This window comes from Marinomonas sp. PE14-40 (genome assembly GCF_051623805.1).
GTDB lineage: Bacteria > Pseudomonadota > Gammaproteobacteria > Pseudomonadales > Marinomonadaceae > Marinomonas.
In genome coordinates this window covers 5,140,118-5,163,818 of record NZ_CP130700.1, presented here as the reverse complement: position 1 = coordinate 5,163,818, position 23,701 = coordinate 5,140,118, and the positions used below count along the sequence as shown (strand labels likewise).

20 protein-coding genes are annotated in these 23,701 nt (G+C 39.2%); 5 read left to right on the top strand and 15 right to left on the bottom strand.

The genetic code is table 11. The annotated features are described in order from the left end of the window. Window positions 1–43: 43 nt before the first annotated feature. The 5 genes from Q0A08_RS23855 to Q0A08_RS23835 form a co-directional block, all read right to left on the bottom strand. The gene (locus Q0A08_RS23855; protein WP_438464024.1) at window positions 44–733 is read right to left on the bottom strand and encodes an alpha/beta fold hydrolase; all 690 of its coding nucleotides are present in this window, start codon (window positions 731–733) and stop codon (window positions 44–46) included. 8 nt (window positions 734–741) lie between these two features. Next, on the bottom strand, window positions 742–1,368 hold the full coding sequence (locus Q0A08_RS23850) for a LysE family translocator (RefSeq protein ID WP_046018916.1): 627 nt from the start codon (window positions 1,366–1,368) through the stop codon (window positions 742–744). Between the two features lie 218 nt (window positions 1,369–1,586). After that, window positions 1,587–2,186: a DUF4304 domain-containing protein gene (locus Q0A08_RS23845; RefSeq protein ID WP_438464023.1), complete on the bottom strand. Its 600-nt coding sequence runs from the start codon at window positions 2,184–2,186 to the stop codon at window positions 1,587–1,589. Window positions 2,187–2,293: 107 nt separating this feature from the next. Then, window positions 2,294–2,968: a DUF2971 domain-containing protein gene (locus Q0A08_RS23840; protein ID WP_438464022.1), complete on the bottom strand. Its 675-nt coding sequence runs from the start codon at window positions 2,966–2,968 to the stop codon at window positions 2,294–2,296. 270 nt (window positions 2,969–3,238) lie between these two features. Further along, window positions 3,239–4,192, bottom strand: coding sequence for a hypothetical protein (locus tag Q0A08_RS23835; protein WP_438464021.1), 954 nt, complete (start codon window positions 4,190–4,192; stop codon window positions 3,239–3,241). Window positions 4,193–4,928: 736 nt separating this feature from the next. Between Q0A08_RS23835 and codB the strand changes: the two genes are divergently transcribed. Next, complete coding sequence (gene codB / locus Q0A08_RS23830; RefSeq protein ID WP_438464020.1) at window positions 4,929–6,179, top strand: cytosine permease; 1,251 nt, start codon at window positions 4,929–4,931, stop codon at window positions 6,177–6,179. Window positions 6,180–6,195: 16 nt separating this feature from the next. On the opposite strand, the gene rarD is transcribed toward codB, so the two are convergent. From rarD to Q0A08_RS23810, 4 genes are all read right to left on the bottom strand, one after another. Beyond that, on the bottom strand, window positions 6,196–7,092 hold the full coding sequence (gene rarD, locus Q0A08_RS23825; RefSeq protein ID WP_438464019.1) for an EamA family transporter RarD: 897 nt from the start codon (window positions 7,090–7,092) through the stop codon (window positions 6,196–6,198). 224 nt (window positions 7,093–7,316) lie between these two features. Continuing rightward, entirely contained in the window at window positions 7,317–8,045 is a 729-nt protein-coding gene (locus Q0A08_RS23820) for a 3'-5' exonuclease (RefSeq protein WP_438464018.1), read from the bottom strand. Further along, window positions 8,045–9,916, bottom strand: a complete 1,872-nt coding sequence (locus Q0A08_RS23815) for a putative nucleotidyltransferase substrate binding domain-containing protein (RefSeq protein ID WP_438464017.1) — start codon at window positions 9,914–9,916, stop codon at window positions 8,045–8,047. The genes Q0A08_RS23820 and Q0A08_RS23815 overlap by 1 nt, the downstream gene beginning before the upstream one ends. Before the next feature lie 117 nt (window positions 9,917–10,033). Then, on the bottom strand, window positions 10,034–11,617 hold the full coding sequence (locus Q0A08_RS23810; RefSeq protein ID WP_438464016.1) for a BCCT family transporter: 1,584 nt from the start codon (window positions 11,615–11,617) through the stop codon (window positions 10,034–10,036). A gap of 732 nt (window positions 11,618–12,349) precedes the next feature. On the opposite strand from Q0A08_RS23810, the gene Q0A08_RS23805 reads away from it, so the two are divergent. Together Q0A08_RS23805 and Q0A08_RS23800 are read left to right on the top strand one after the other, a co-directional pair. Then, a complete protein-coding gene (locus Q0A08_RS23805) occupies window positions 12,350–13,189 on the top strand; it encodes an AAA family ATPase (protein WP_438464015.1) in 840 nt (279 codons plus the stop codon). Between the two features lie 29 nt (window positions 13,190–13,218). After that, window positions 13,219–14,403: a vWA domain-containing protein gene (locus Q0A08_RS23800; RefSeq protein ID WP_438464014.1), complete on the top strand. Its 1,185-nt coding sequence runs from the start codon at window positions 13,219–13,221 to the stop codon at window positions 14,401–14,403. A gap of 97 nt (window positions 14,404–14,500) precedes the next feature. On the opposite strand, the gene Q0A08_RS23795 is transcribed toward Q0A08_RS23800, so the two are convergent. From Q0A08_RS23795 to Q0A08_RS23780, 4 genes are all read right to left on the bottom strand, one after another. Next, window positions 14,501–15,487: a GGDEF domain-containing protein gene (locus Q0A08_RS23795; RefSeq protein ID WP_438464013.1), complete on the bottom strand. Its 987-nt coding sequence runs from the start codon at window positions 15,485–15,487 to the stop codon at window positions 14,501–14,503. 219 nt (window positions 15,488–15,706) lie between these two features. Further along, window positions 15,707–17,419: a SulP family inorganic anion transporter gene (locus Q0A08_RS23790; protein WP_438464012.1), complete on the bottom strand. Its 1,713-nt coding sequence runs from the start codon at window positions 17,417–17,419 to the stop codon at window positions 15,707–15,709. A gap of 229 nt (window positions 17,420–17,648) precedes the next feature. Beyond that, the gene (locus Q0A08_RS23785) at window positions 17,649–18,146 is read right to left on the bottom strand and encodes a GNAT family N-acetyltransferase (RefSeq protein ID WP_052702213.1); all 498 of its coding nucleotides are present in this window, start codon (window positions 18,144–18,146) and stop codon (window positions 17,649–17,651) included. Between the two features lie 404 nt (window positions 18,147–18,550). Next, a complete protein-coding gene (locus Q0A08_RS23780) occupies window positions 18,551–18,925 on the bottom strand; it encodes a YybH family protein (RefSeq protein WP_438464011.1) in 375 nt (124 codons plus the stop codon). 135 nt (window positions 18,926–19,060) lie between these two features. Here Q0A08_RS23780 and Q0A08_RS23775 point away from each other — a divergent pair, with 135 nt between their 5' ends. Then, window positions 19,061–19,969: a LysR family transcriptional regulator gene (locus Q0A08_RS23775; RefSeq protein ID WP_438464010.1), complete on the top strand. Its 909-nt coding sequence runs from the start codon at window positions 19,061–19,063 to the stop codon at window positions 19,967–19,969. 2 nt (window positions 19,970–19,971) lie between these two features. Here the strand turns inward: Q0A08_RS23775 and Q0A08_RS23770 are convergent, their stop codons facing one another. Then, the gene (locus tag Q0A08_RS23770) at window positions 19,972–21,228 is read right to left on the bottom strand and encodes a DEAD/DEAH box helicase (RefSeq protein ID WP_438464009.1); all 1,257 of its coding nucleotides are present in this window, start codon (window positions 21,226–21,228) and stop codon (window positions 19,972–19,974) included. Window positions 21,229–21,521: 293 nt separating this feature from the next. Here Q0A08_RS23770 and Q0A08_RS23765 point away from each other — a divergent pair, with 293 nt between their 5' ends. After that, the gene (locus Q0A08_RS23765) at window positions 21,522–22,607 is read left to right on the top strand and encodes an extracellular catalytic domain type 2 short-chain-length polyhydroxyalkanoate depolymerase (protein ID WP_438464008.1); all 1,086 of its coding nucleotides are present in this window, start codon (window positions 21,522–21,524) and stop codon (window positions 22,605–22,607) included. A gap of 57 nt (window positions 22,608–22,664) precedes the next feature. On the opposite strand, the gene Q0A08_RS23760 is transcribed toward Q0A08_RS23765, so the two are convergent. Next, window positions 22,665–23,552, bottom strand: a complete 888-nt coding sequence (locus Q0A08_RS23760) for a LysR family transcriptional regulator (RefSeq protein ID WP_438464007.1) — start codon at window positions 23,550–23,552, stop codon at window positions 22,665–22,667. Window positions 23,553–23,701 lie beyond the last annotated feature (149 nt).

Genomic DNA, 23,701 nt, shown 5'->3' with positions numbered 1-23,701 from the left:
TAGCATTGAACATAAGCAGGCTTCTCATTAGAGGCCTGCTTTTTCATTTAAAGAATGTATTTATCTCAGTCGCAATTAAATGAGGTTGCTCTAGCGTCAGCATATGGCTTTTGCCCGCGACAGAAATTTGCGTCACATTTGGCCTAGCTTGTTCTTTAAGCTTTTGCATCCAAGCTTGGTTGATCAAGGCATCGCCTTGGCTATAGATAAAATGCACATCGCAATTTAGTGTCAATAGAGGCTTCATAAGGTCATTACGAGAAGAGGTATAATCAAGCTGACTAAGCAAAGTATCAACGCCGAGAGCTTTATCCATATCTAAGATGAGATCAGTATGCAAAGGAGATCTTTCTGCCAATAAAGCTTCTGCTTTCACCCTTGGCATGCCTTTATAGCCAAAACGCCTCAGTATCGATAAAGTCTGCTGTCGAAGACTAATTTCTTCTGAATTTAAAGCACAGGGACTATTTGCTAACACCATTAGTTTATTGAGCCTATCTGGAAAGCGACAGGCTAATAAACTGGCAATATAGCCACCTAAGGAAAAGCCTAAAAGGTTAACCCTATCCTCTTCAAACTGAGCAACAAGATGATCTGAAATGTCATCTAAGCTCATCTTGTTGGGTATTGTGAGATAACAAAGTTCAAACTCATCAGATAATGAAGGAAATAAAAATTGCCATAATTGTTGCGTACACATGGTGCCAGGAATAAGGTATAGCTTGGTTTTCATCTCTCTCACTATTTTTGTTTCATAAACGCTATGGCTAAACCTGAGCTAATAAAGGTCAAGCCAGCGCTGATATTCATACCAGAAACCAGTCTTGGTCTCGACGCTAAAAAGCTAGAAAGTTTAGAGGCAAAAATCCCCATTAGCGCAAAACCAACGGCAGTTAACAAAGCAAACCAAACGCCATATACCAACATTTGTTGACTCACTGAGCCAAGTTTAGGATCCACAAATTGAGGAATAAAGGCGAGGACAAACATACCCGGTTTTGGGTTAAGCGCAGCGGACAAAAAACCTGTCGAAAAGATATTAGTTAATGACTGCTTTTTAACCGGCTCTAAGCTAAAGAGATTTCGGGATCTCAGCACCTTGATGCCTAAGAATATTAAGTAAGCCGCACCAATGATTTTAACGGCATAAAAAGCCACCTCAGAGGTTTGTATCAATAGGGTTAAACCAAAGGTGGCCGCTAAAACATGGAATAAAATGCCTGTACCAGAAGAAAAACCAGATAGCGCAGCTGCCACTTTACCTTGGCTTAAACCACGTCCAATGGCTAATAAATTATCTGGCCCTGGGGTGATGACCAACAATAAACAGGCTAGTGTAAAACTCATCCAAACAGCAATGGGGAACATAATAAACTCCTTTTAGTTAATAAAAAGACTCTATCCCACTCAAGTAGCATTAGCCAAGTTATTTAAGGTCGAATTTGCAGACTGCTCATTACTTTTCGATTCTTCTCAAAACAAAACCACTATGGCAATGACAATACTCTCTATCTCTCCTGCCCTTTTAAACGAGACAGGCATTTTAAAAGAGGTGGTCCGGTTGACATGATTGTTATACGATTTAATTAACATTGTAATCTATCTTCGATTAGCTCTATTGTTTCTTTGAAGGCTTTAACTTTATTAGTACATTTTAAGTTGTCTATAGTCGCTTTAGCTTGGTCATTTTTTCCGAGGTAACTATAGATAATAGCTAATACAATTTTAGAGTCATAATAAGTATAAGCTGGTTTTGCGCTGCTGCTTACCAAGGTAATTATTTTGTCGATATCTGAATTTTCCTCTAAAAATGGCAACCCTTGATTTGCTAATAAATTACTTACTTCTTCTGCAATAACGGCTAAGTCAGCTTCTAAAGAAATGTTCCACCAATGCTCACCACCTAACCTTGTGGAAATAATTGCTGCCGCCGTTGATGGGTTATTAGGGGTGGGTGTATTTGTCCACTTCTCGTGAAAGTATGGTAGTACTATATTTAAGTTAACTGAGAATTTGGCGTCTTCTGGGTTGTTATATTGTGATGCCTGAAACGCTACACTTTGTATAAAGTTCCCATCTTCTTTATAAAAGCTACGACCGCTCTTCTTAAAACCCCTTTCCTTAAGAACTGCTTTAGCACCTTTAACAATTACTTCGTCAACTCTCTTAGATGACTCTGATTTCATCGTCTTCTCTTTTCGTATAACGCCTTAATAAGCGGCGAAAAATAGTTGGCTAAAATTAGCGACGAAGGAGCGCAAGCCAAGCGTTTTGCGACCTTTTGAGTAACTTGTTAGCTTTCACCTTTTACTACATAGGTAGGTTTGTCTTTTCTCTGAACAATATTAAAAGACTTAAATGCCACTCTTGAAGTTGTTACTGAAATTTCATGCCCCAAAGGCAACACTTGTTGAATATCAGATCTAGTTAAAGTTTTATTCATTGCGCCAATAATTATCCCTTTAATTGCTATCTGCCCCTCAAGGTCGAAAAAGTCATGACCGCTATCGTGATAGAATTCATCATCCATTAAATGAACCCGATATTCGTCTTCATAGCTCCATTCAATGTACTTAGTAGTGCATAATTCAAAGAACTTACGTTTAGCCTCATTATCCTTTTGCGAAAACAACTTTTCTAAATCTACATTTTCTCTACTTTCTCGATAGCGAATAGCTTCAGCCGCTTCGCTAGGCACTTCTAACTCGAGCGCAACGCCTTTATGCTTATCACCATAATGCCCCCATAAGAGAGGGCTATTCCAACTAGCGCTGCAACAAAGAACTCGAAATAAGTTATCAATTTTTTTCTTGTTTTCATTTATCACAGTCCTATTAAACTTATCATCCAATGTCATAGAAGTCAGTTCAAATGGGTCGTTGAAATCAGAGAAACGAGAAACCTTTAACCTTTGGTCTTTTAATGCTTTCAACGCATATTCTTCAGAAAGAAAGTGGAAAAGTTTCACCGTGATTCCTTGTGGTAGCTAGCGCCAAGCTAAGCGGCGCAGTTTACTGCGTCCTAAACTTGAGCGCATTGTTATGACAAATTGGTATGACTGTCCTATTAGTACTTTCTTTAGTACCTTTAGCAATTACTTCGTCAACTCTCTTAGATGACTCTGATTTCATCGTCTTCTCTTTTCGTATAACGCCTAAATAAGAGGCGGATAATAGCTGGCTAAAATTAGTGAGGAACGAGCAAAAACCAGCTATTTTTTGTCCGTTTGAGCAACTTGTTAGAGCAATCTTTGCTGCCCATTTTCGTCAAGCTCCTCAATTTCTTTTTGAGAAATTTTTAAGTGTTCGACTTTTAAGAGCTTATTTGAGATAGCTGGTTGAAAGAAATCAAATACTCTTTCACTTCTATCTGGGCGCTTAGACTCTTCATCTATTTCTTCAATGTCGATAATGAGAAGCAATAAATCGGCATTTACTTTTTTTGCTTCACGATAGAAATGGATTTTATTTAACATGACATACAAACGGTCGTAATACATTAGACTAGCATTGGTATTTGGAATTACCTCAATGAACCGTTCATTGCTTGCAGACTTAAGATAGCCATCAAATACAATCTTTCTATTCATTATTGGATCTATTTCGTCGAATGAGCCTGAAAATTCGACTCTTTGAATTAGTTCACTCTGAGGTATTGATGATTGCGTGAAATATTTATTTAGAGCAACTTGTTCCGCTTTTCTTCTATTTTGATTGCGTTCTCTTGATTTTTCACGAGATCTTTCTCTTTCAGCAAGGTGTTGAACGGCACGTTTTATCTCATCTTGGTCTTCTTGCTCGTCTTCGGGAGAGTCTTCAGATTTTACAACACCAAGAACTTTAAGCCACTCGTCAGATGGGGCGTTATAGGTATTATTAACTTGTGACTGCTGGATATTTGAGACTATTTTAAATAGCTCTTGACGTAATTCTTTATTTTCTGTCTTTACCGTTTCTTTTTCAGTATCTTTCTTTTTAACCTCATTACTTAAAGTTAGTATTTTGCCAACACTTAAATTATTGAAAGATTCTGACAGTATTAGAACTACAACAATTGCAATAAGAGTAATTATACCTGTAGTAATTTGATATTTAGGTTCAGCAAGGAAAAAGCTTAGAAAAGCCATAATTGATATCGAAAGAGCCACGATAGCAATTAACCAACGAACAAAATAATTTACTTTTTTTTCCAATTTACACTCCATTGCTATGAGTTGCTCTAACATTATAATAATGCGCACACTCGATTTGTTCGGTTTATCCACCGCACTCAAAACGCCACATTACTCTTTTTTAGATAAGATTTTAAAAGGAAAGGTCACTTATATAAGGAAAACCTTCCTGGCTAAACGCGCATGCGCGTTATTTCGATACCTATTTTTGCGTATCGGGCACGGTTATTTTCGCGCCCTTCCATAACTTATTGATTCTAAATAATTTTAAAATTGACAATGTGGGTCATATCACGGAGTGCTTTCTCCGTTAGTGCTAAAGCTATCAGATCAAAAAAGCCACACCTTGTGCACATAATGGAAAATTATCTTACTCAACTTTATCCACATTTCAATCAATTTCACTCTTATCAATTAAAAAATTAGTTCAACTATAACAATAACTTATATTAGAAAAACTCAATTAAAAGCTAGCTCAACTTTATAGGAAACCCATCTTTATAAACCTGTTCAAAAACCATAAGTATTACAGGATATTTCACCACTACTCTTCTATGTGCTTACAAGCTTATTTGGTACTTAAGAATGGATGAGGAATAGCTTTAAATAAGACCGCTATTTTAAAAGCCTCTTCTTTTAAAAACCCCCTACTTTAAAAGCCCGCTAACGCCTTAACCTAAAAAGGGGATTTCTGCATATTGCTTGCAACCCTTTTCGCTTTGTACGAATCTAGTTTAAACACAATATGGATAGTGACATGTTCTCAAATAATGACTTCCCCTTAAGCCCGGTGCCTTTAGATCAACGCAAAGGCTTTGTCTCAATGACAAGCGTATTGTTAGGTTTCACCTTTTTTACTGCAACCATGTGGGCTGGGGGAAAATTAGGCTCATCCTTTAGTTTTTATGAACTTATTGGCCTCATTGTTATTGGTAACTTATTGCTGGGTAGTTACGCTGCAAGCCTAGGTTATATTGCCTATCGTACTGGTCTTAATACCGTTCTTCTTAGTCGTTATTGCTTTGGTAACCAAGGTAGTAAGCTTGTCGACCTCATACTTGGTTTTACTCAAATAGGTTGGTACGCCTGGGGCACGGCCACTATTGCTATTGTGATTGTTGAGTTACTCAATTTATCTCAAAGCCTTACTCTGCCTTTAATGATCTTCTTTGGGTTCGCCTTTTGTCTCACTGCTCTCATTGGTTATCAAGGCTTAGAAATTTTATCCAAGATATCTGTCCCTGCCATGCTCTTTTTCATTGGTTTAAGCCTCTTTCAAGGGGCAATTGATATAGGTGGAATAGAGACGTTAATCCGTCAAACGCCCGAACAGAGCTTAAGTTATTCAGCCGCGATCACTCTGGTATTTGGCACTTTTGTCAGTGGCGCAACTCAAGCCACCAATTGGAGTCGCTTCTCAAAGTCTGGGAAAATTGCGATTACAAGTACCCTATTGGCATTCTTTATAGGCAATGGTTTGATGGTGTTTATTGGAGCCTTTGGTAGTTTAGTTTACCAGCAAGCAGATATGGTGGATGTGCTTGTTAGCCAAGGGTTTATGCTAATTGCAGTCTTGATGTTATTTAGCAATATTTGGACAACCCAAGACAATACTATTTATAACTTTGCCGCTGCAGGCTGTCATTTATTGCGAACTAAGAAAAGAAGCCGAGTCATTCTAGCCGGAGCAAGCATAGGCACACTACTCGCTGTATTTGGTATGTATGAATTTCTCATTCCCTTTTTGATTCTATTAGGCACCTTTATACCACCTATTGGCGCTATTATTATCACCGACTTCTGGCTTAAACGACGACACGATAACATTCGTTTTGAGGACTACAGTTTCACCAAGGTAAATTATGCAGGGTTTATTGCTTATTTCATGGGATCTGGTACCGCTTACTTAAGCGAATGGGTTGCACCTATTGTTGGTATTCTAGTCGCTGCTATCAGCTATGGTTTATTGGGCCTGCTATTAAAAAAGCAGGTCCAGATAAAGGCCTAAGCTAATAAGGCCTAAGTTAATGATTAGCGGGTTTATGGCGTTTTGAATCTCGTCTTACTGAATCAAAACCATAAAGCAGTAGGCCGATCCAAATAAAGGTAAAGGTTAGCGCCTTAGCTGGCTCTAGTTCTTCGCCATAAACAAAGATAGCCAACCCTAGAATCATGGTTGGCCCGATATATTGCATAAAGCCTAATGTTGAGAGCTTGACTGTTTTTGAAGCAAGTGAAAATAAAAGCAAAGGTAAAGTGGTGACAGGGCCAGCCAGCATAAAGAGTAACCAAGTATTCAACTCACGTTCTGCAATATTACCACCAGCATTATATAAGTAGCCCATAATGATGAAGGCGATTGGCATAAGTAGACTGGTTTCAACAAATAAAGAAGTGAAACTATCTGTCGGCGTTTTCTTATGGCAAAGGCCATAAAAGCCGAATGACAAGGCTAATAATATCGAAATCCAAGGTAAATAGCCTAACGCAACAACCTGTATCCCCACCCCAATAACAGCCAATCCTAAAGCAATAAGTTGAACTCTATTAAGCCGTTCGTTCAAAAAGAAATAAGCTAAAATGACACTAATAAGCGGGTTAATATAATAACCTAAACTTGCATCTATCATTCGATCTGTGCCAATTGCATAGATAAAAACAGACCAATTCACCCCGATTAAAAAGGTGGTTGCTAACAGAGTTTTAACGGTTTTACTTGAAGCGAGAGCGCTTTTAACATTGCCCCACTTTCCCATAATAGTGATTACTATCGCTAACAAAGCAACAGACCAAATAACCCTATTCGCCACAATATCCAGTGGGTTTTCATCTGCCATCCACTTAAAGTAAATTGGGGTAATTCCCCATAAGATATAGGCAGACAGAGCAGGCACTATGCCTTTATTCACTGACGTATTCATAATGTCCCTATGATTTGAAACGAATAGAAAAATTCTAGTAAGCAGTCATTTCCTAACTTAAGAAATAAGTCAGGGAAAAAGGGATTGTAAAACAAGGTTCAGATTGAGCCAAGCATATTTACATAGTTCATCAAGATCTTAAATAAACCAAGTGTCTTACTTTTAAGACACTTGATTAGGTTATATTAGATGAAGCATTCAATAATTATATTAAAAGGAGAGCATCAGCTCCAATAATCAGTCAGGGGTTTATCCGCATCAAAATGATGAGCAATTTGCGCTTGTAACAATTCAGCGGACGAGAAAGCATCGGTTAGGGCATGGTGGGCTTTATATCTAGGTAAGCCATATCTTTGGCGACAAGCATCTAACCGAACTGACGTATTGGCGGTAAATATACGTTTTAACAAAGATCTCTGTTTCAGGACCTTTTGCTCTATGGCTAAGGTGTCCAGAATCGGAAAGAATAAATCTTGTCCATATAACTTCTTGGCTGCTTGATATAAGAACTGTCTTTCAATAGCAGCACAATGCACAACAACGACTTTACCTGCCATCGCTTCTAAAATTGCATCAAAGTAACGGCTTAAAGGCGGTGCTTGCTCAACATCCGAATGCGTCAATTCATGGATGGTAATAGATTCAGCTGAGAGTCTAGCGCCAGGGTTAACCACCCAATACTTCGCACTGGCACATTTCACTCGTTTTGCACTCATTGCCACTGAACCCACACTCACTATGGTATCTTTTTGGCTTCGAAGTCCTGTTGTTTCAAGATCTAAAGCTATCATAGGGGCATCTGCAAGTTTAGTATCAAACGCGGGGATACCGGCTTGATAAAATCGCTTTAACGGCCCATCAGGCAGAGTTTGTGCTTGAGTTAAATAGTAATCATGCCAATCGAAGGCCTGATTACCATCTTGTCTAAAATTATCGTACAGCTTGGCTAACATTAGGAACGCTCACCTGCATAACGAAACTTAATAAACTCTTGTTGACGAGATACTACATGGAAGGCATCTCTTAAATTACGCCTTTCAAGGCTAGAGAGGTGCTCCGGGTTCACATGGTTATTCGGCGTTAATCCTTGATCAATTTGTTCGGTTTGGTGTCGTATTCTCACCATGCTGATCAACTCTAATGCCATGGCCAAATCACGCGCTCGACCCTCTTGTAAAATACCAGCCGCTTCAATATCTTGAAGACGTTCCATCGTATTAAGCTTGCGGCTACCGCAGGCTAACGCGTGTACACGAACAATATCAATAATGGGCGCGATGCCCCTTTCTTTAAGATTAAATGTCTTTGACTGCTTACCACTTCCGTCCAACACAAATTGTCTAAAGAAACCTAAAGGCGGTTTTCTCTGGTTTGCATTACGAGACATATGAGATAAAAAGCGTCTATGTTGCTGAGTCTGTAAATGAATATGATCTGTTAACTGCCTTGCTAATGATTGCTCTCCATATACACAGCGCAAATCGAAAAAGATCGAACTTCTTAACAAGGCTTCTGGTTTAGGGTTTTGAATCCAATCACTGAAATAGTTTTTCCATTGGGAAAGAGGTTGTCGCCATAAGGTATTGCTGGCCATAATATCGCCTGTACAAAGCGGATAACCACATTGATCTAGGCTTTGACAAAGCCAGTCTGCAAGGGTTTTAAAATAATCGCCATGCACAGCTTCATCATAATTATCAGACAAGATAAAGGCATTATCTTGATCGGTACTGATCGTTTGTTCTTCTCTTGCTTGTGACCCTAAGGCAATAAAACAAAAGGGAATGGGAGCAGGCCCAAATTTCTTTTCAGCCAGCTGCAATAAACGCTCAATGAAAGTAGTACCTATTCGAGATAAGGCATTGCCTATCATGACACTGTTGGCATCTGCATGAACCAACTGAGTAAAAGTATGCGTCATTTTACGGCTGATAGCCTGTAACGCACTCACGTCTTGCTGCTTAAAGATGTCACTGATTAAATACATGCTACCGTGACTTTCTTTTTGCACTATATCACCAGTACTGATCACCCCTATAGCTTTGCCATTTTTCGTAATAGGGAGATGGTGAACATTTTGTGCCATCATTTTCATCACAGCTTCAGAGGCAAAATCACCGCTATCAAGTGTGATAGGGTCTTCGGTCATGATGACTTTCACAGACTCACCATAACTCAGCCCTTTGGCGATTACCCGTGTTCTTAAGTCCCTGTCAGTTACTATGCCAACCAACTCTTCTTCGTGGGTAATCAGTAAGCTTGAAACACGCTTATCCGCCATTCTTTGCGCCGCTTCTTGTATACTGACATCATCTTCGATGCTAATTGGTGGGCGTCTTAATAAGCTTTTAACAGGACATGTCATTAAAGAGACGTCTTGATTTGAGTTTTGGTTTTGCGCCTCTAATGCAGTGCGCAAACGATTCTCTCGAATGAGTTCGAAAAAATCAGAAAAAATATCCTGCTCTACATAGAGCTTTTTAAACCAGTGAGCCGGAATAAGGTAGAGTAAGCAGTCTTCAATTGCCTTGATTTCCTGACTAACTTTACCATCACGTAATAGGGATAAATAACCAAACAACTCCCCTTCTTCCATTCGTCTTAGCAGCTGATCTTTGGTGGATAATACTTCAACTGCACCACTTCGAATAAAATATAAAAATTCATTAATCGTGTTAGGTACGATAATGGACTCTCCATTTCGTACATATTGAATTTCAATTTCATGGACCATTTGCTCTATCAGTTCTGGCTCTTGCATTTCACTAAAGGGTGGATACTGATTTAAGGCATCCAACATTTCTGTTAATTCCACTTCCATCATATTTTATTTACCACCTGACTTAAGCTAATAATCGAGAGTATTTTCACTGATCTAAAATAAATAAAGCGATGTATGGAGTCATACACCGCTTTATTAGAGCAACATGTTTAAAGTGTATTACTTAACTAGGTGCAAATCGGATTGCAGACCTTTATACAAGCTAACACACATCACCAACATTAAGACGGAGAAAGGTAAGCCAATTGTAATCGCTGCGGCTTGAATCGCAGACAAGGCTTCTGATCCACCGCCAATAAGCAAGGCTATCGCGATAATACCTTCTAGTACAGCCCAGAAGACACGTTGAATCATAGGTGCATCTGTTTTACCACCTGCTGTGATGCCATCAATAACTAATGAACCAGAGTCAGAAGAAGTAACAAAGAAGACAAGTACTAATATGATACCAACAAATGAAATCAAACCGGTAAGCGGTAAATGCTCAAACATTTGGAACATAGCAAGTGAGGCATCAGAAATACCGTTTGATAGTTCACCTACACCGTTATTTACTTGATCAATCGCTGAACCACCAAAGATTGCCATCCAAATTAGTGAAACAAAAGTCGGTACTAGTAGTACAGCAACTAAGAATTCACGAACAGTACGACCGCGAGAAACGCGTGCGATAAACATACCAACAAATGGTGCCCAAGATACCCACCAAGCCCAGTAGAAGACAGTCCAACCATGGTAGAAAGTTTGGTCTTCACGGCCAATCCAGCTACTTAATGGAATAATGTTTTCAACATAGCCTAGGAAGATAGTTCCCATTGAACCAAAAATAGCGCCCGTATTTGCGACAACTAAAACAAACAACGCTAGCGCGGCAGCAATCATAATATTGATGTTACTCAATAATTTAACACCGCCTTCTAACCCTCTAGCAACAGAAACTATTGCCACAGCAGTGACGACTAAAATAACAACAATTTGAGTCGTAAGTGTGTTGGGGACATCAAATAAGAAATTAAGACCACTGGTTGCCTGTTGTGCACCTAAACCAAGTGATGTTGCCAAACCAAAGATGGTTGCAATCACGGCTAGTACATCAATAAAGTGCCCAATCACACCCCATACTTTTTCACCTAATAGTGGGTAAAAAGCAGAACGTATGGTTAAAGGTAACCCTTTGTTATAAGCAAAAAATGCTAGGGATAAAGCGACAACACCGTAAATAGCCCAAGGGTGAAGGCCCCAATGGAACATGGTTGCACCCATTGCTAGCTGCTCACCACCAGGTGTTCTTGCTTCAACATTTAGAGGTGTGCCATACCAACCGGTATAATAAGCCACTGGCTCAGCAACACTCCAAAACATTAGGCCTATGCCCATGCCTGCAGCGAATAACATTGAGAACCAAGTCAGGGTTGAGTGCTCAGGTTTTGCTTCTGTGCCCCCTAAACGGATTTTACTCACTGGTAGTACAATTAATGCTAAGCAGAATAATACAAAAATATTACCACTTATCATAAACAGCCAATCAAAGTTACTAATTGACCACCCTCTCGCACCGACTAATATTTCTTTCGCTTCAGCGGGAAATAATATGGTGCCTAAAATAAAGGCAAAGATAATAAACGCACTGCTCATGAATACAGGGTTAAGGAAATCCAAACCCATCACTTGCACATTGTCCTGACCTACTTTATACGCCGTACTATACTCTGCTCTACCATTACTGGATTCTTTCAGCTTCATTTTGTTGGCTTCCTATTAATTATAATTATATGTTGCACTAGAAAGTATTATAAAATTACCCTAGCGCAATTGTTCTTTTAACGTCACCGAATGTCCCTTGGTAGTCCAACACTAGTGATTTAGGTGGTCTAGTTAGTGTGTCGAAATATGCAATTTCATACCTATTAGCATTTAGTGAAACTAAATAGCCATATATCAAGACTTAATCATAATGCAAAGAAATGACACTTTGATAGATATTCAAAACATGTAGTTACGACACCTTAATAGTCGTTACACCTGAGTCTAAGTGTATCATTTATCAGGCTTTATAAGGGGATTTGCATATTTAAAAGGTGTGCTTTTAAAGGTTTGGTTAAATAATAGGCATAAAAAAACCCAGAACATAAATGCTCTGGGTTTGCTTGAAACAAATTGTATAAGCAAAAGGGAATTTAAAACAAAGAGAAATCAAGTAAAGTTGCTTCACTTAATATAAGTTCATTATAAAAAATTAAAGCCAGACATAATACAAGTTGACCGTTCGTTCCAACTTCTAATCTCTTTATTTGCACATTCGTTCAGTTTTTTGTATTAACTGGCAAAACAAAATAACAAATACAAATATCACAACCCAAAAATATGCAATATTGGTATTTCATGTTTTTTATGGGATGATTCTGCTTAACTGAAATCATTTACACTTATTGTTAGCCTGGCTAACTAGGTGAGCTAATACATTAGGGGTTATCCGTGAAATTTGAAGGTACTAAAAACTACGTTGCCAGCGAGTCTCTTAAACTGGCAGTCCACGCAGCCATGCTACTAGAAAAGCCACTATTAATTAAAGGTGAGCCAGGAACAGGGAAAACTATGCTAGCTCAAGAACTGGCTGACTCCCTTGATACTGAGCTCATTCAATGGCATATCAAGTCTACAACTAAAGCTCAACAGGGCTTATATGAATATGATGCCGTATCACGCCTAAGAGACAGCCAATTAGGTGATGAAAAAGTACATGATATCGGTAACTATATAATCAAAGGAAAAATGTGGCAGTCTTTTGATGCAAATGTCCGTCCAGTACTTCTGATAGATGAAATTGATAAAGCAGACATTGAGTTTCCAAACGACTTATTACTTGAGTTGGATAAAATGGAATTCCATGTGTATGAAACTCAAGAAAGAATCGTCGCTAAGCAAAGACCTATTGTTATCATTACGTCAAATAATGAAAAAGAACTTCCTGACGCCTTTTTAAGACGCTGCTTCTTCCACTATATCGATTTCCCTAACAAAGACGAAATGCAGCAAATCATAGAAGTTCACCACCCTCATATTAAACAAGACCTACTTACCACCGCACTAGAGGTCTTTTTCCAATTAAGAGAGCTCCCTCATTTAAAGAAAAAACCTTCTACCAGTGAATTATTAGATTGGCTTAAATTGCTTATCGCCGAAGACATTGAGCCAGAAGTATTAAGAGACAAAAGCAATAAAGGTGGTTTAGTGCCATTATTCGGTGCCCTACTAAAAAATGAACAAGATGTCAGCCTGTTACAAAAGCTCGCATTTATGAGTAAACGTCGTTAGTTAATACCTCATATTGGAGATCTTGCATCATGCTGATTGAATTCTTTTTAACACTGCGAAAATATCGGTTAAAGACCAGTATTCGTGAGTTATTAGATCTCATTAATGCACTCAAAAATCAGGCTATCTTCGCGGATATTGATGCCTTTTACTTTTTGGCTAGAACCGTCTTAGTCAAAGATGAAACTCAATACGATAGATTTGATAAAGCCTTTGCCGACTATTTTAGTGGCATACAAGACTTAGATGTTCTCTCTGCTTTGAAACAGGCTTATCAAATCCCTGAAGATTGGCTTAGAAAAGAGTTTGAGAAAAACTTAAGCCCAGAAGAAAAGGCTCAAATTGAAGCCATGGGTGGCCTAGACAAGTTAATGGAAACCTTGAAAAAGCGTTTTGAAGAGCAAAAGGAACGCCACGCCGGTGGCAGTAAATGGATAGGGACTGGAGGCACCTCTCCCTTTGGTTCTGGTGGCTATAACCCTGAAGGGGTTCGTATTGGTGAAGATCAGCCAAGACAAAGAAAAGCGGTAAAGGTTTGGCAACAAAGGCAGTATCGCAACTTGGATGCGAATACAGAAATCACTAGCCGCACTATGAAACTAGCCCTTAAAAAACTACGTCGTTTTGCTCGTACTGGTGCCAGTGAAAAGCTCGATTTAAACGGCACCATTAGTGCGACAGCAAAACAAGGCGGTATGCTTGATGTTCATATGGAGCCAGAAAGACATAATGCGGTAAAAGTATTAATGTTTTTTGATATTGGCGGATCAATGGATGATTACATTAAAACCTGCGAAGAGTTATTTAGCGCTGCTCACAGTGAGTTTAAACATTTATCCTTTTTTTATTTTCATAACTGTTTATATGAACATGTATGGGAAGACAACATTAGACGCCGTAGTGAATCCATCGATACCATGAGTTTAATAAATCGTTTTGGTCGTGACTATAAAGTAATCTTTGTAGGTGATGCCACTATGGGACCCTATGAAATTGATGCGCCAGGCGGCAGTGTTGAGCACTGGAATCAAGAATCTGGTTCAAGCTGGCTTAATAAGATAACTAATCATTTTGATAATGTTGTTTGGCTTAATCCTCAACCAGAAGAACATTGGTCATATCATTACTCTATTGGCATGATGAAGTCTTTGATGAAGGATAAAATGTATCCTTTGACCTTAGATGGTATTGGTCGTGCGATAAAAGAACTTTAAACTCAAACCATGAAGTTTTAATAGGCTAGGAATACAACTTATTCCTAGCCTATTTAGCTTGAATGAAGTTTAGGCGGCTATCAGTATATACTCGTCACTAGCCTTGGCTTATTTCGAGGCAATTTTTCCCTTTCGATTTTGCTTTGTATAAGTTCTCGTCAGCAATTTTAATATAGGTTTCAATATCATCTTCATCCTTTCTAGGAACCGCAAAATAAGCACCAATGCTTAGACTTATTTGAGGTAAACCTTCGTGCTTAGGCTGCACTTTCTTTTCATTTAGCAGTTTAGATTTTAACTTTAAAGCGGTTTCTTCCAACTTGATAATGTCTATCCCTACTATATAGACAATAAACTCATCGCCACCAAACCTTGCAACAACATCTGTTTTTCGATTAAAGATAGAGCGAATACATTTAGCAATCAGCATGAGACACTCATCCCCCTTAAGATGGCCATAATAGTCGTTATAGTCTTTAAAGTTGTCTGCATCTATCATCAAAATAGCAATAGGATACTGCTCTCTTTGCGCTTGGAAATAACTTTCCTTGTAAAAGGCCATAAAGTAACGGCGGTTAAACAAGGTTGTTACCGCATCCTTTTCACTTAGATGCTTAAACTTGCTTTTTTGTTGCTCTATTTTTAAACGCTGAGCTTCCATTTCACTAATATCTTCAATGATGCCAAAGATTAATGACACACTACCGTCTTCCTCATAGTCGAGCACCCGAGCACGACTTTTAAAGTAACTATTCTCTTTAAGTGTATGATTATAATAGGGAAACTGATTGTTATATTCGCTAATTTCTTGATTGAGTAGCTGCCGATATTCAGTAAAAATTAGCTTAGCCTGACGCCCTGACTTGAGCTCAACATTCTTAATAAAGTCGCCAGCAATAGGACACGTCTCACTCACAGAGTGCTTTTCTAAATTTGAATCCAGTGAAAAGGCTTGCGCCATAGTGTGGTTGCAATAAAAAGAGTCTGGGTCCTCTCTCACATCAATCAACCACCAACTCAGACCTTGAAAGTTTAGTAGTTGATTTAGTTGCTCTAAGTACGAATCTACTCGTGGATTAGGCATCTAATTAAACCTTACTAATTAGAGTTAATGCCTCATACAATACTGATAACGTCCCTAAAAATGTACGAAACGATTAGACCTTCGATCATCAGATTGAAAGCGACTTACTTTTTCAAGTGTAGCTTCTTATAAATGTTTTTGCCCTTTGGGGAATAAACTCGAGGTTAGTCAAACCTATGAATGAAAGACACATTTATCCACAAAATGAGCCTAAAGTAATTAGGCTAAATGTTTAAAAGCATCATCTGTGGTAAAGAAAATTTGCCCAGGCTTGAGCTGTTCTATGAAACTTGTCTGATTTAGCTGATCCATAACAGGTCCTTTGACTTCTGCAAGGTGCAAGCTGATTCCTAAGTCTTCAAGTTTGGTTTTCATGGCCTCAAACGCATCCAAAGCGGTGGTATCAATAAAACTCACTGAACTAAAGATTAAAACAATATGCTGTATTTCAGAGGCTAGATTAATCTGGGTAAAGATATAATCTTCGATACATTGCACATTCGAAAAGTAAATACTTTCGTCCACTCTGATTGCCAAAATCCCTTGTTCAGTATTGACCTGATGACGCTTAATATTCCTGAAATGTTCACTGTTACCTACCCTGCCTACGACGGCCATATGCGGGTGACTCGCCCTATATACCACCAGCATGACTGAACCCAAAATACCTACGGTAATACCCAGCTCGATACCAAAGACTAAAACAGTAAAAAATGTCGCTACCAAGCTATAAGCGTCGGTACGATTTACTCGCCAGCATCGCTTAAGTTGCTCAAGTTCGATCATAGAGGCTACAGACATAACAACAATTGCGCCAAGGACAGCGAGTGGCAAATAATAAAAGAAGGGAGTTAAAAATAATAAGGTAATAAGAACACCAAAAGCGCAAACAATACTGGCTATGGTGGTTTGTGCACCCGCACTATGATTAACAGCAGAACGACTCATACTCGCAGCCAGCGCAAAAGTACCGCTCAAAGCCGCCATAAGGTTTGCTGCTCCAAGAGCAAGCAGCTCCTGATTAGCGTTAATACGCTCCTTGCGTTTATTCGCCAAGGTTGTCCCAACGCTGATACTTGTCACAAAACACATGAGCGCAATTAACAAAGAAGGTAAAGCCAACGCCTGCCACAAACTCACATCTAGTTGAAAGATTTGTAGAGAGGGAAGCCCTTCTGGAATCGCACCGACCACTCTAACTTGGTTTAAATCATTCAGCTGTCCAAAAAACACAATATAAGCAAAAGCCAATACAATAAGCATAGGGCCAGCTTTTGCTAGCGCCTGCTCAAGTAAAGCATTCAAGCCTAATCGTTTTAGCTGCCCTGGAAATAGGTTTTTAAAATACCAAAGACCGATACAGGCACCGATTCCTATGCTAAGTGTGGTGTAATTGATAAGAGAAACTTGAGCGAATAAAGCCTCAATCGTTTCTGCAAAATTTAAACCCGTTGGCACAGAAACCCCCAACAGATGCTTGAGCTGACTCGTTAAAATGATGATAGCTGAGGCACTGGTAAATCCACTTATCACAGGCAAACTAATAAAGTTTGTCATGCTGCCTAATCGTAATAGCCGCATTAACAACAAAAAAGCACCTACCAGAAAGGAAATATTTACCGCGTAAATAAGATACATTTGATCAGTTTCAGGTGCTAACGCACCCACACTGGATGCCACCATAATAGAAATAAGCGCAGCAGGTCCTACAGATAAGCTTCTGCTGCTGCCTAAAATGGCATAGAAAAAAGACGGTAAAATAGCACAATACAAACCATACTCTGCCGGCACCCCCGCTAGCAGCGCATAAGCCATACCTTGAGGCACCATAATGATGGTGGCAATTAAGCCAGCAATTAAATCACTAATGACATCTTGCTTTTTATAGGTCTTAAGCCAATTGGCTAAAGGCAACTTATCTAGAACTAACATGGCTATCTTCTATGTATTTGAATGTCCTCCACTTTCCTTACTGAAAGCGGCTTACTATAGATTCAAAATATCATATATAAAGACTAAATCTCGACACTTATTCCAAAAATGAATATTGATATTACCAATTGTGCTTATACGATTTTCCAATATAAGCCTACTTTCTTCTCCATAAAAAAGGAGCCAAACACTGGCTCCTTTTTAAGATGACTTGTTATTTAGGCAATACCTAGGTTCGACTATATGACCACCTTTCAATCCCTTTCAGGCTTAATAGCTTGTCTTGGTTTAATACAAAGCCAATCTTTTCAGCCACTTTTTTTGAAGCGATATTATCTTCAGGAATTAAAGCAAGAATTTTATTTAGTTCATGACCCGCCTGACTGGCATAGGAAAAGGCACGTTCTAACAATTGCTTTACGGCTTCCTCTGCTACCCCAAGGTTTTGATAGGAGGGAGAGACATGACAACTAATGTCCACTTCACCACCTTCTGGTTCAGAGTTAAAACCACAGGCACCAATCACGCAACCCGAGCTGTCTTTCATGAAATAAGGCATGGACCAAAATAACGCTTTACCCTCTTCACTTAAGGCAATTGACCTCGAAAAAACATGGTTAGGAGGTAAGGCTTCTTCAGCAAAAGTATACTGGCTTTGAGAAACATCCCTTTGCGGGAATAAGGTAGCAAGTTCAACAAGAGATAACTGTTGTAAAGAAAATTCCATTTAATACACTCCAATATCCAATTAAACAAAGCTGTGATAACAACTGGCAGCGGGAAGCTTAGACATGATCGAGGTGTTTTCGCCACTCATTCAGTAAATTTTTGTCCAATAATCAACCATCTCATAAAGATTTTTTATGATCAATTATTCTAATGTAATACATTGATACCATTAGGTTAATTCATGTTAATTTGGCCACTATATTAGCAAATTAAAAAGTAATAAAAGTACGCTGAGTTAAGCTTTTTTAAAGTATCAATTTTTTAAACTCATTAGGCTAGTTACTTAGCTTTATGTTGCCCTTGCACTATTCCCTCAGCTAATTTATAAACAAAAAAAGCCGCAATTTCTTGCAGCTTTTTGTACATTTTTTGCTAAGCATGATTCTTATCAAAAACTAGCGATTAGCGCTCACCTAGTATTTCAAATACATCGCTCACCAGTCTCGCTTTACCATCAGCTTGTATTTGCCAGTGCTCTCTATGCACTGCTCCAAAAGCTTTATTCATGGTCCAATTAGAGCTTAAGATATAGCCATCATTCCCTTCAGCTACCCAGTTTACCTCTGAATAATCTACATCTTTAAAACCTTGGTCCATGATATTTTGCCAAAATGCTTGGATCTCTGAACGGCCAGTAAAGGTACCCATAGGTCTCGCTTCCATACTCGCACCTTCACAATACTGAGCAGCACAGCCTGCTGCATCTTGGTTATTAAACGCGGCTTGCCAAGCCGCGATACCTGCTTTACATGTTTCTAAAACGTTTGAATCAGACATTATTTACACCTCTGTTATATGTTTTGAAGTACTTTACTCTTGCTATTATCAGCAAAAAACAGAAGAATCAGAAATAACTGTAAACTTAAACAGAACAATAAAAATATGAACAAAGCTAAATATATGACCCTTTTTATGCATATAGTGTCATCAGGAAGCATCACTAAAGCGGCAGAGAAGTTAGACGTATCTAAGTCTGTTGTTAGCCACCAGCTTAAGCTCTTAGAACAAGAGCTAGGCGTAACCTTATTAAAGCGCACCACGAGAAAACAGCACCTTACTGCTGCTGGTGAGGCGTTTTATCAAGATTGTTGTGAATTAAATCAAATAACGGAATCTGCTTGGTTACAAGCTAAAGAAGCGCAGGATGAGCCAAAAGGAAAATTGAAAATCAGTGCGCCCCACGCATTAATGAATACCTTGATTGTTCCGGCATTAGCCAAAGCGTTTAGAGGGAATACAAAACTCAATTTAGAACTTATCAGTAGTGATACCCATCAAGACCTGATGCAAGAGGATATCGATTTAACGATTCGAATTGGCCTGTCAGATGCGAGTAACTTAAAGCAAAAGCGCCTGGGTAGTTTTCGTGATCAAGTATGCCAATCAAGGCTATTTCCAACATTAGACGGCATTGCTTTAAAAGGCTCGTCTGAAGCTAGTTTTAGCTCCAACAAGCCTATACCTGAGGCAATAGAGCGAGCACCATACATTGCAAACTCATGGCAAGGTAAAGAAATCACACATGAATTTTTATCTAAGATAAACCTCAAAAAGCAGCATCTTACGTTTCATCAAACCCATCAGGCAAATAACCTGCAATCTTGTATTGAGTTAATTGAGCAAGGTTTTGGTATCGGCATAGTGCCTGACTTCATTTGTCGTAAACACATCAAGACACTTATGCCAGTATTGGAAGGTTTTGAGTTAGCTGAAAATCCGATTTACGCCTTACACCCTTATCAAGGTATCACTCCTATCGCAGTACAAATGGCGATTACTCAGATTGAAAAAGCCTTAGGACACTTATCATCACAAGATTAAAACTAGCGCCTTCTAGGGCGTTTGCTTTTTGCTTTAGGCTTAATACCCAAAGCTTGATTGCGCTTTTCTTTGTTAGATAAAGGCCTTTTATTTGACTTAGATTCAGGCTTATCAAGATCAGGTTCAAAACCTGGGAACCATTGAGACGCAAGCGGTGTATCCAGAAGTTTTTCTATGTCTTTCAATAAATAGTTTTCTTTCTCAGTCAGTAAACTGATTGCTAACCCAGATTGCCCTGCACGCCCTGTTCGCCCGATACGGTGAATATAATCTTCGGCGTTATAGGGTAATTCATGGTTGATTACATAGGATAAAGCTTCAATATCTAATCCGCGGGCAGCCACATCGGTGGCAACTAAGGCTCTTAACTCACCTGCTTTAAAAGCAGCAAGCACTCTATCTCTAGCGCCTTGAGATTTATCCCCGTGTATTGCCTGAGTTTCTATGCCATCTTTCTTCATTTCTTTCGCTAGACGGTCGGCACCTTCTTTAGTGCGGGTAAAGATAAGGACTTGTTGCCAATTCTTTGAACCGATCAGATAAGAAATTAAGCCACTTTTTTTCTCTTTATCTACCGCATAGAAAACCTGTTCCACTTGTTCTGCACTGGTATTTCTTTGATCAACTTCAATTAATACAGGATCTTGCAGTAAGGTTTTGCTTAATTTGAAAATCGCATCATCAAAAGTAGCCGAGAAGAAAAGCGTCTGCTTTTGTTGAGGTAAGCGCTTTAAAATACGCTGAATATCTATGATAAAGCCCATATCCAGCATACGATCCGCTTCATCTAACACCAAGGTTTTTAATTGGCTCACATCAACCAAGTCCTTCATAACAAGCTCAAGTAAACGTCCAGGCGTCGCTACAAGCACATCGACCCCTTGTTTAATCTCGTCTATTTGCGGATTGATACTGGCACCACCATAGGCAACAACACTCCTTAAAGGTAAGGCTTGGCCATAATCACAAAAGCTTTTATACACTTGTTGGGCTAGTTCACGAGTCGGCGTCAAAACAAGCACGGATACTTGGTTGTTAGGCTCAAGATTTTCTATTTGGTGGGCTTCAAACAATCTATGTAAAAGCGGTAGTGCAAAAGCGGCAGTTTTACCTGTCCCTGTTTGTGCACCAGCCATGACATCTTTATTGGCAAGCACAGCAGGGATGGCTTCAAGCTGAATGGGTGTTGGGGTTTGATAACCCAATAATTCAACCTGTTCCAATAATAAAGAATGCAAACCTAAAGACGTAAAACTCATGATATTCACTTAACCTAACTGACCTATTAAAAACGCGGCAAGTGTAACACTAACTCTGACAACATGGGCTTTCGTCTCCTATCAATTTAACTGTTTAAAAAGCCCCTTTAGCAGTTTTAGCACCAAATGCCAGTCTCATTGAAAATACTTGATATCAAGCAAGCCTAAGGGCCTGTCTCGCATAATTTCACCAAAATGTCTTATAACACTTCTATAGTCACATTAGTAAAGTCGAATATTGCATGATGCAAACAATTTTCCAAAACAGATAGGAATGATAACAAGGAATGTTTATGACAATGTTTAAACGATTGGTTTCGATCTCCCTCGCTTTAACCCTATTCATCTTAGGATCACTGAGCTTTGCCAGCGACGAGTTGCCCAGACTTAACGCTATCAAAAACCAGAGCTCAATTTCAGGCTTATCCTCAGGTGCTTTTATGGCAACTCAATATCATATTGCCTACTCACAAGACTTGGTTGGTGTCGCAGCTGTCGCAGGTGGACCATGGCAATGTGCAGCAAGTAATCCCCTAAACCCTAATCCGCTTTCCACAGCAACAAGCACCTGCACCTGCCTCAAAGGCTTACCCTGCCCTTATCTTGGGGCACCTTTCCCTGATGTGAGTGAAATATACAATCTGGCCAAAGCGGCCGAAGAAGCAGGCAGCATAGATAAGTTAGAAAATGTATTAGATGACAAAATCTATCTATTTTCTGGCAAACAAGACAAAACTGTACTGACACCAGTTGTAGACAGCGCTAATGATTTTTATCAAACATTAGGTATCTCTGACGAACAGATCTTATACGACAACCAAGTTGACGCAGGTCATGCTTTTATTACCAATCAAGAAGTCGATTTAGATTGCCCCCTAAGCCAAACACCTTTTATCAATGACTGTCAGTACCGTCAGGCAAGGATTTTACTTGAGCAAATTTATGGCGATTTAGAGGAATCGACGCCTTACCAAACTGACAATTTGATTAAATTTGAGCAAAAGCCCTTTGTCCCTCAATATCGATTTAATATCAGCAGTATGAACTCAGAAGCTTATGTTTATATACCAACGGATTGCCAACAAGATGCTACCCAGTGCCGTGTGCATGTGGCACTGCATGGTTGTGAACAAGGTATTCAAAGCATAAAAGAAAAGTATGTAACAGGAACAGGCTATTTAGAAGTAGCTGAAGCTAACCAATTAATTGTGCTTTTTCCTCAGGTTGATAAGTCCTCTTTCATCCCTTACAACCCAAAAGGCTGTTGGGACTTCTGGGGCTACACCAACAATAGCTGGCCACCTTATACCTATTACACAAAAGATGCGATTCAGATGCGAGCAATTAAAGCCATGCTAGACCACCTAACTTCTGGCTAATAAACAGCCTTGTCAATACAAACTCAGCGAGCTATAAAGCCTGTTTAATTACTGGCTTTATAGCTTAAGTCCTAAAATTAACTCCCTTAACCATAGATTTGCTTGGTCCTGATCCGCACTTTTATGCCAATAGATATTCCAGTCAAGAGCAGGTAAAGAGTAAGGCAACTCTAAAATTTTAAGGTCGTAACTTTGCGCCATACTAATTGGCACCGTCAGCGCCATATCCGTTTGCGCAACTAACAAAGGTGCCACTTGATAATGTTGCACTCGCATTTTAACGTTACGCTGCCTCCCTAAACGATTTAAACCAATATCCTCATAACCTCGCCCTTTTCGCCTTGAGGATACCTGTAAGTGATCTAAAGCAAGGTACTCATCTAAGCTAATGGTATCCCCAATTATTGGGTGGTCACGCCTGACAGCACAAGCATACCTTTGCTTGAGGAGTGCTTGTGTTTGCATTTGCCCGACAGCAACAAATGGCGCATCTAGGGCTATGTCTAAACTTCCCGCTGCCAACTCTCTTTCAATGTCTTCTCTTGGGACATAACAACATTCAACACCTGCTTTGGGTGCAAGTTCTTGCAGTATTCCCAAAAGCTTGGGCATCACCATGGCTTCAGCCATATCATTCATGCTTAAGCGAAAGGTTTTCTCCGTTTGGAAAGGCTCAAAAACTTGTCCTTCTTGTAGGCTTGTTGCCATAAGCTGTAACGCACTTTGAATACCAGTAACGATATTTTCAGCCAAAGGTGTGGGTACCATTCCTTTCCCTGTCCGTACAAATAAAGCATCGTCATAAATCAGCCTTAACCTTGATAATGCATTACTCACAGCAGGTTGAGTAATACACAAAACTTCAGCGGCCCGCGTCAAATTTCCTTGCATATAAATCGCATCGAAAACAACAAATAGATTCAAATCCACTTTATTTAGTCGCATTTTATGTCCTTAGCCAGTCCGAAAAAGAGTATCTCTTTGCGTGATTCAAACAGAATAATGCCACAGCATTATAACCACCATGTATTTTACCTTATTCATATAATAAATTTTTAAAATAATACTTAGGCGCTTATGCTAATTTTCTAAGC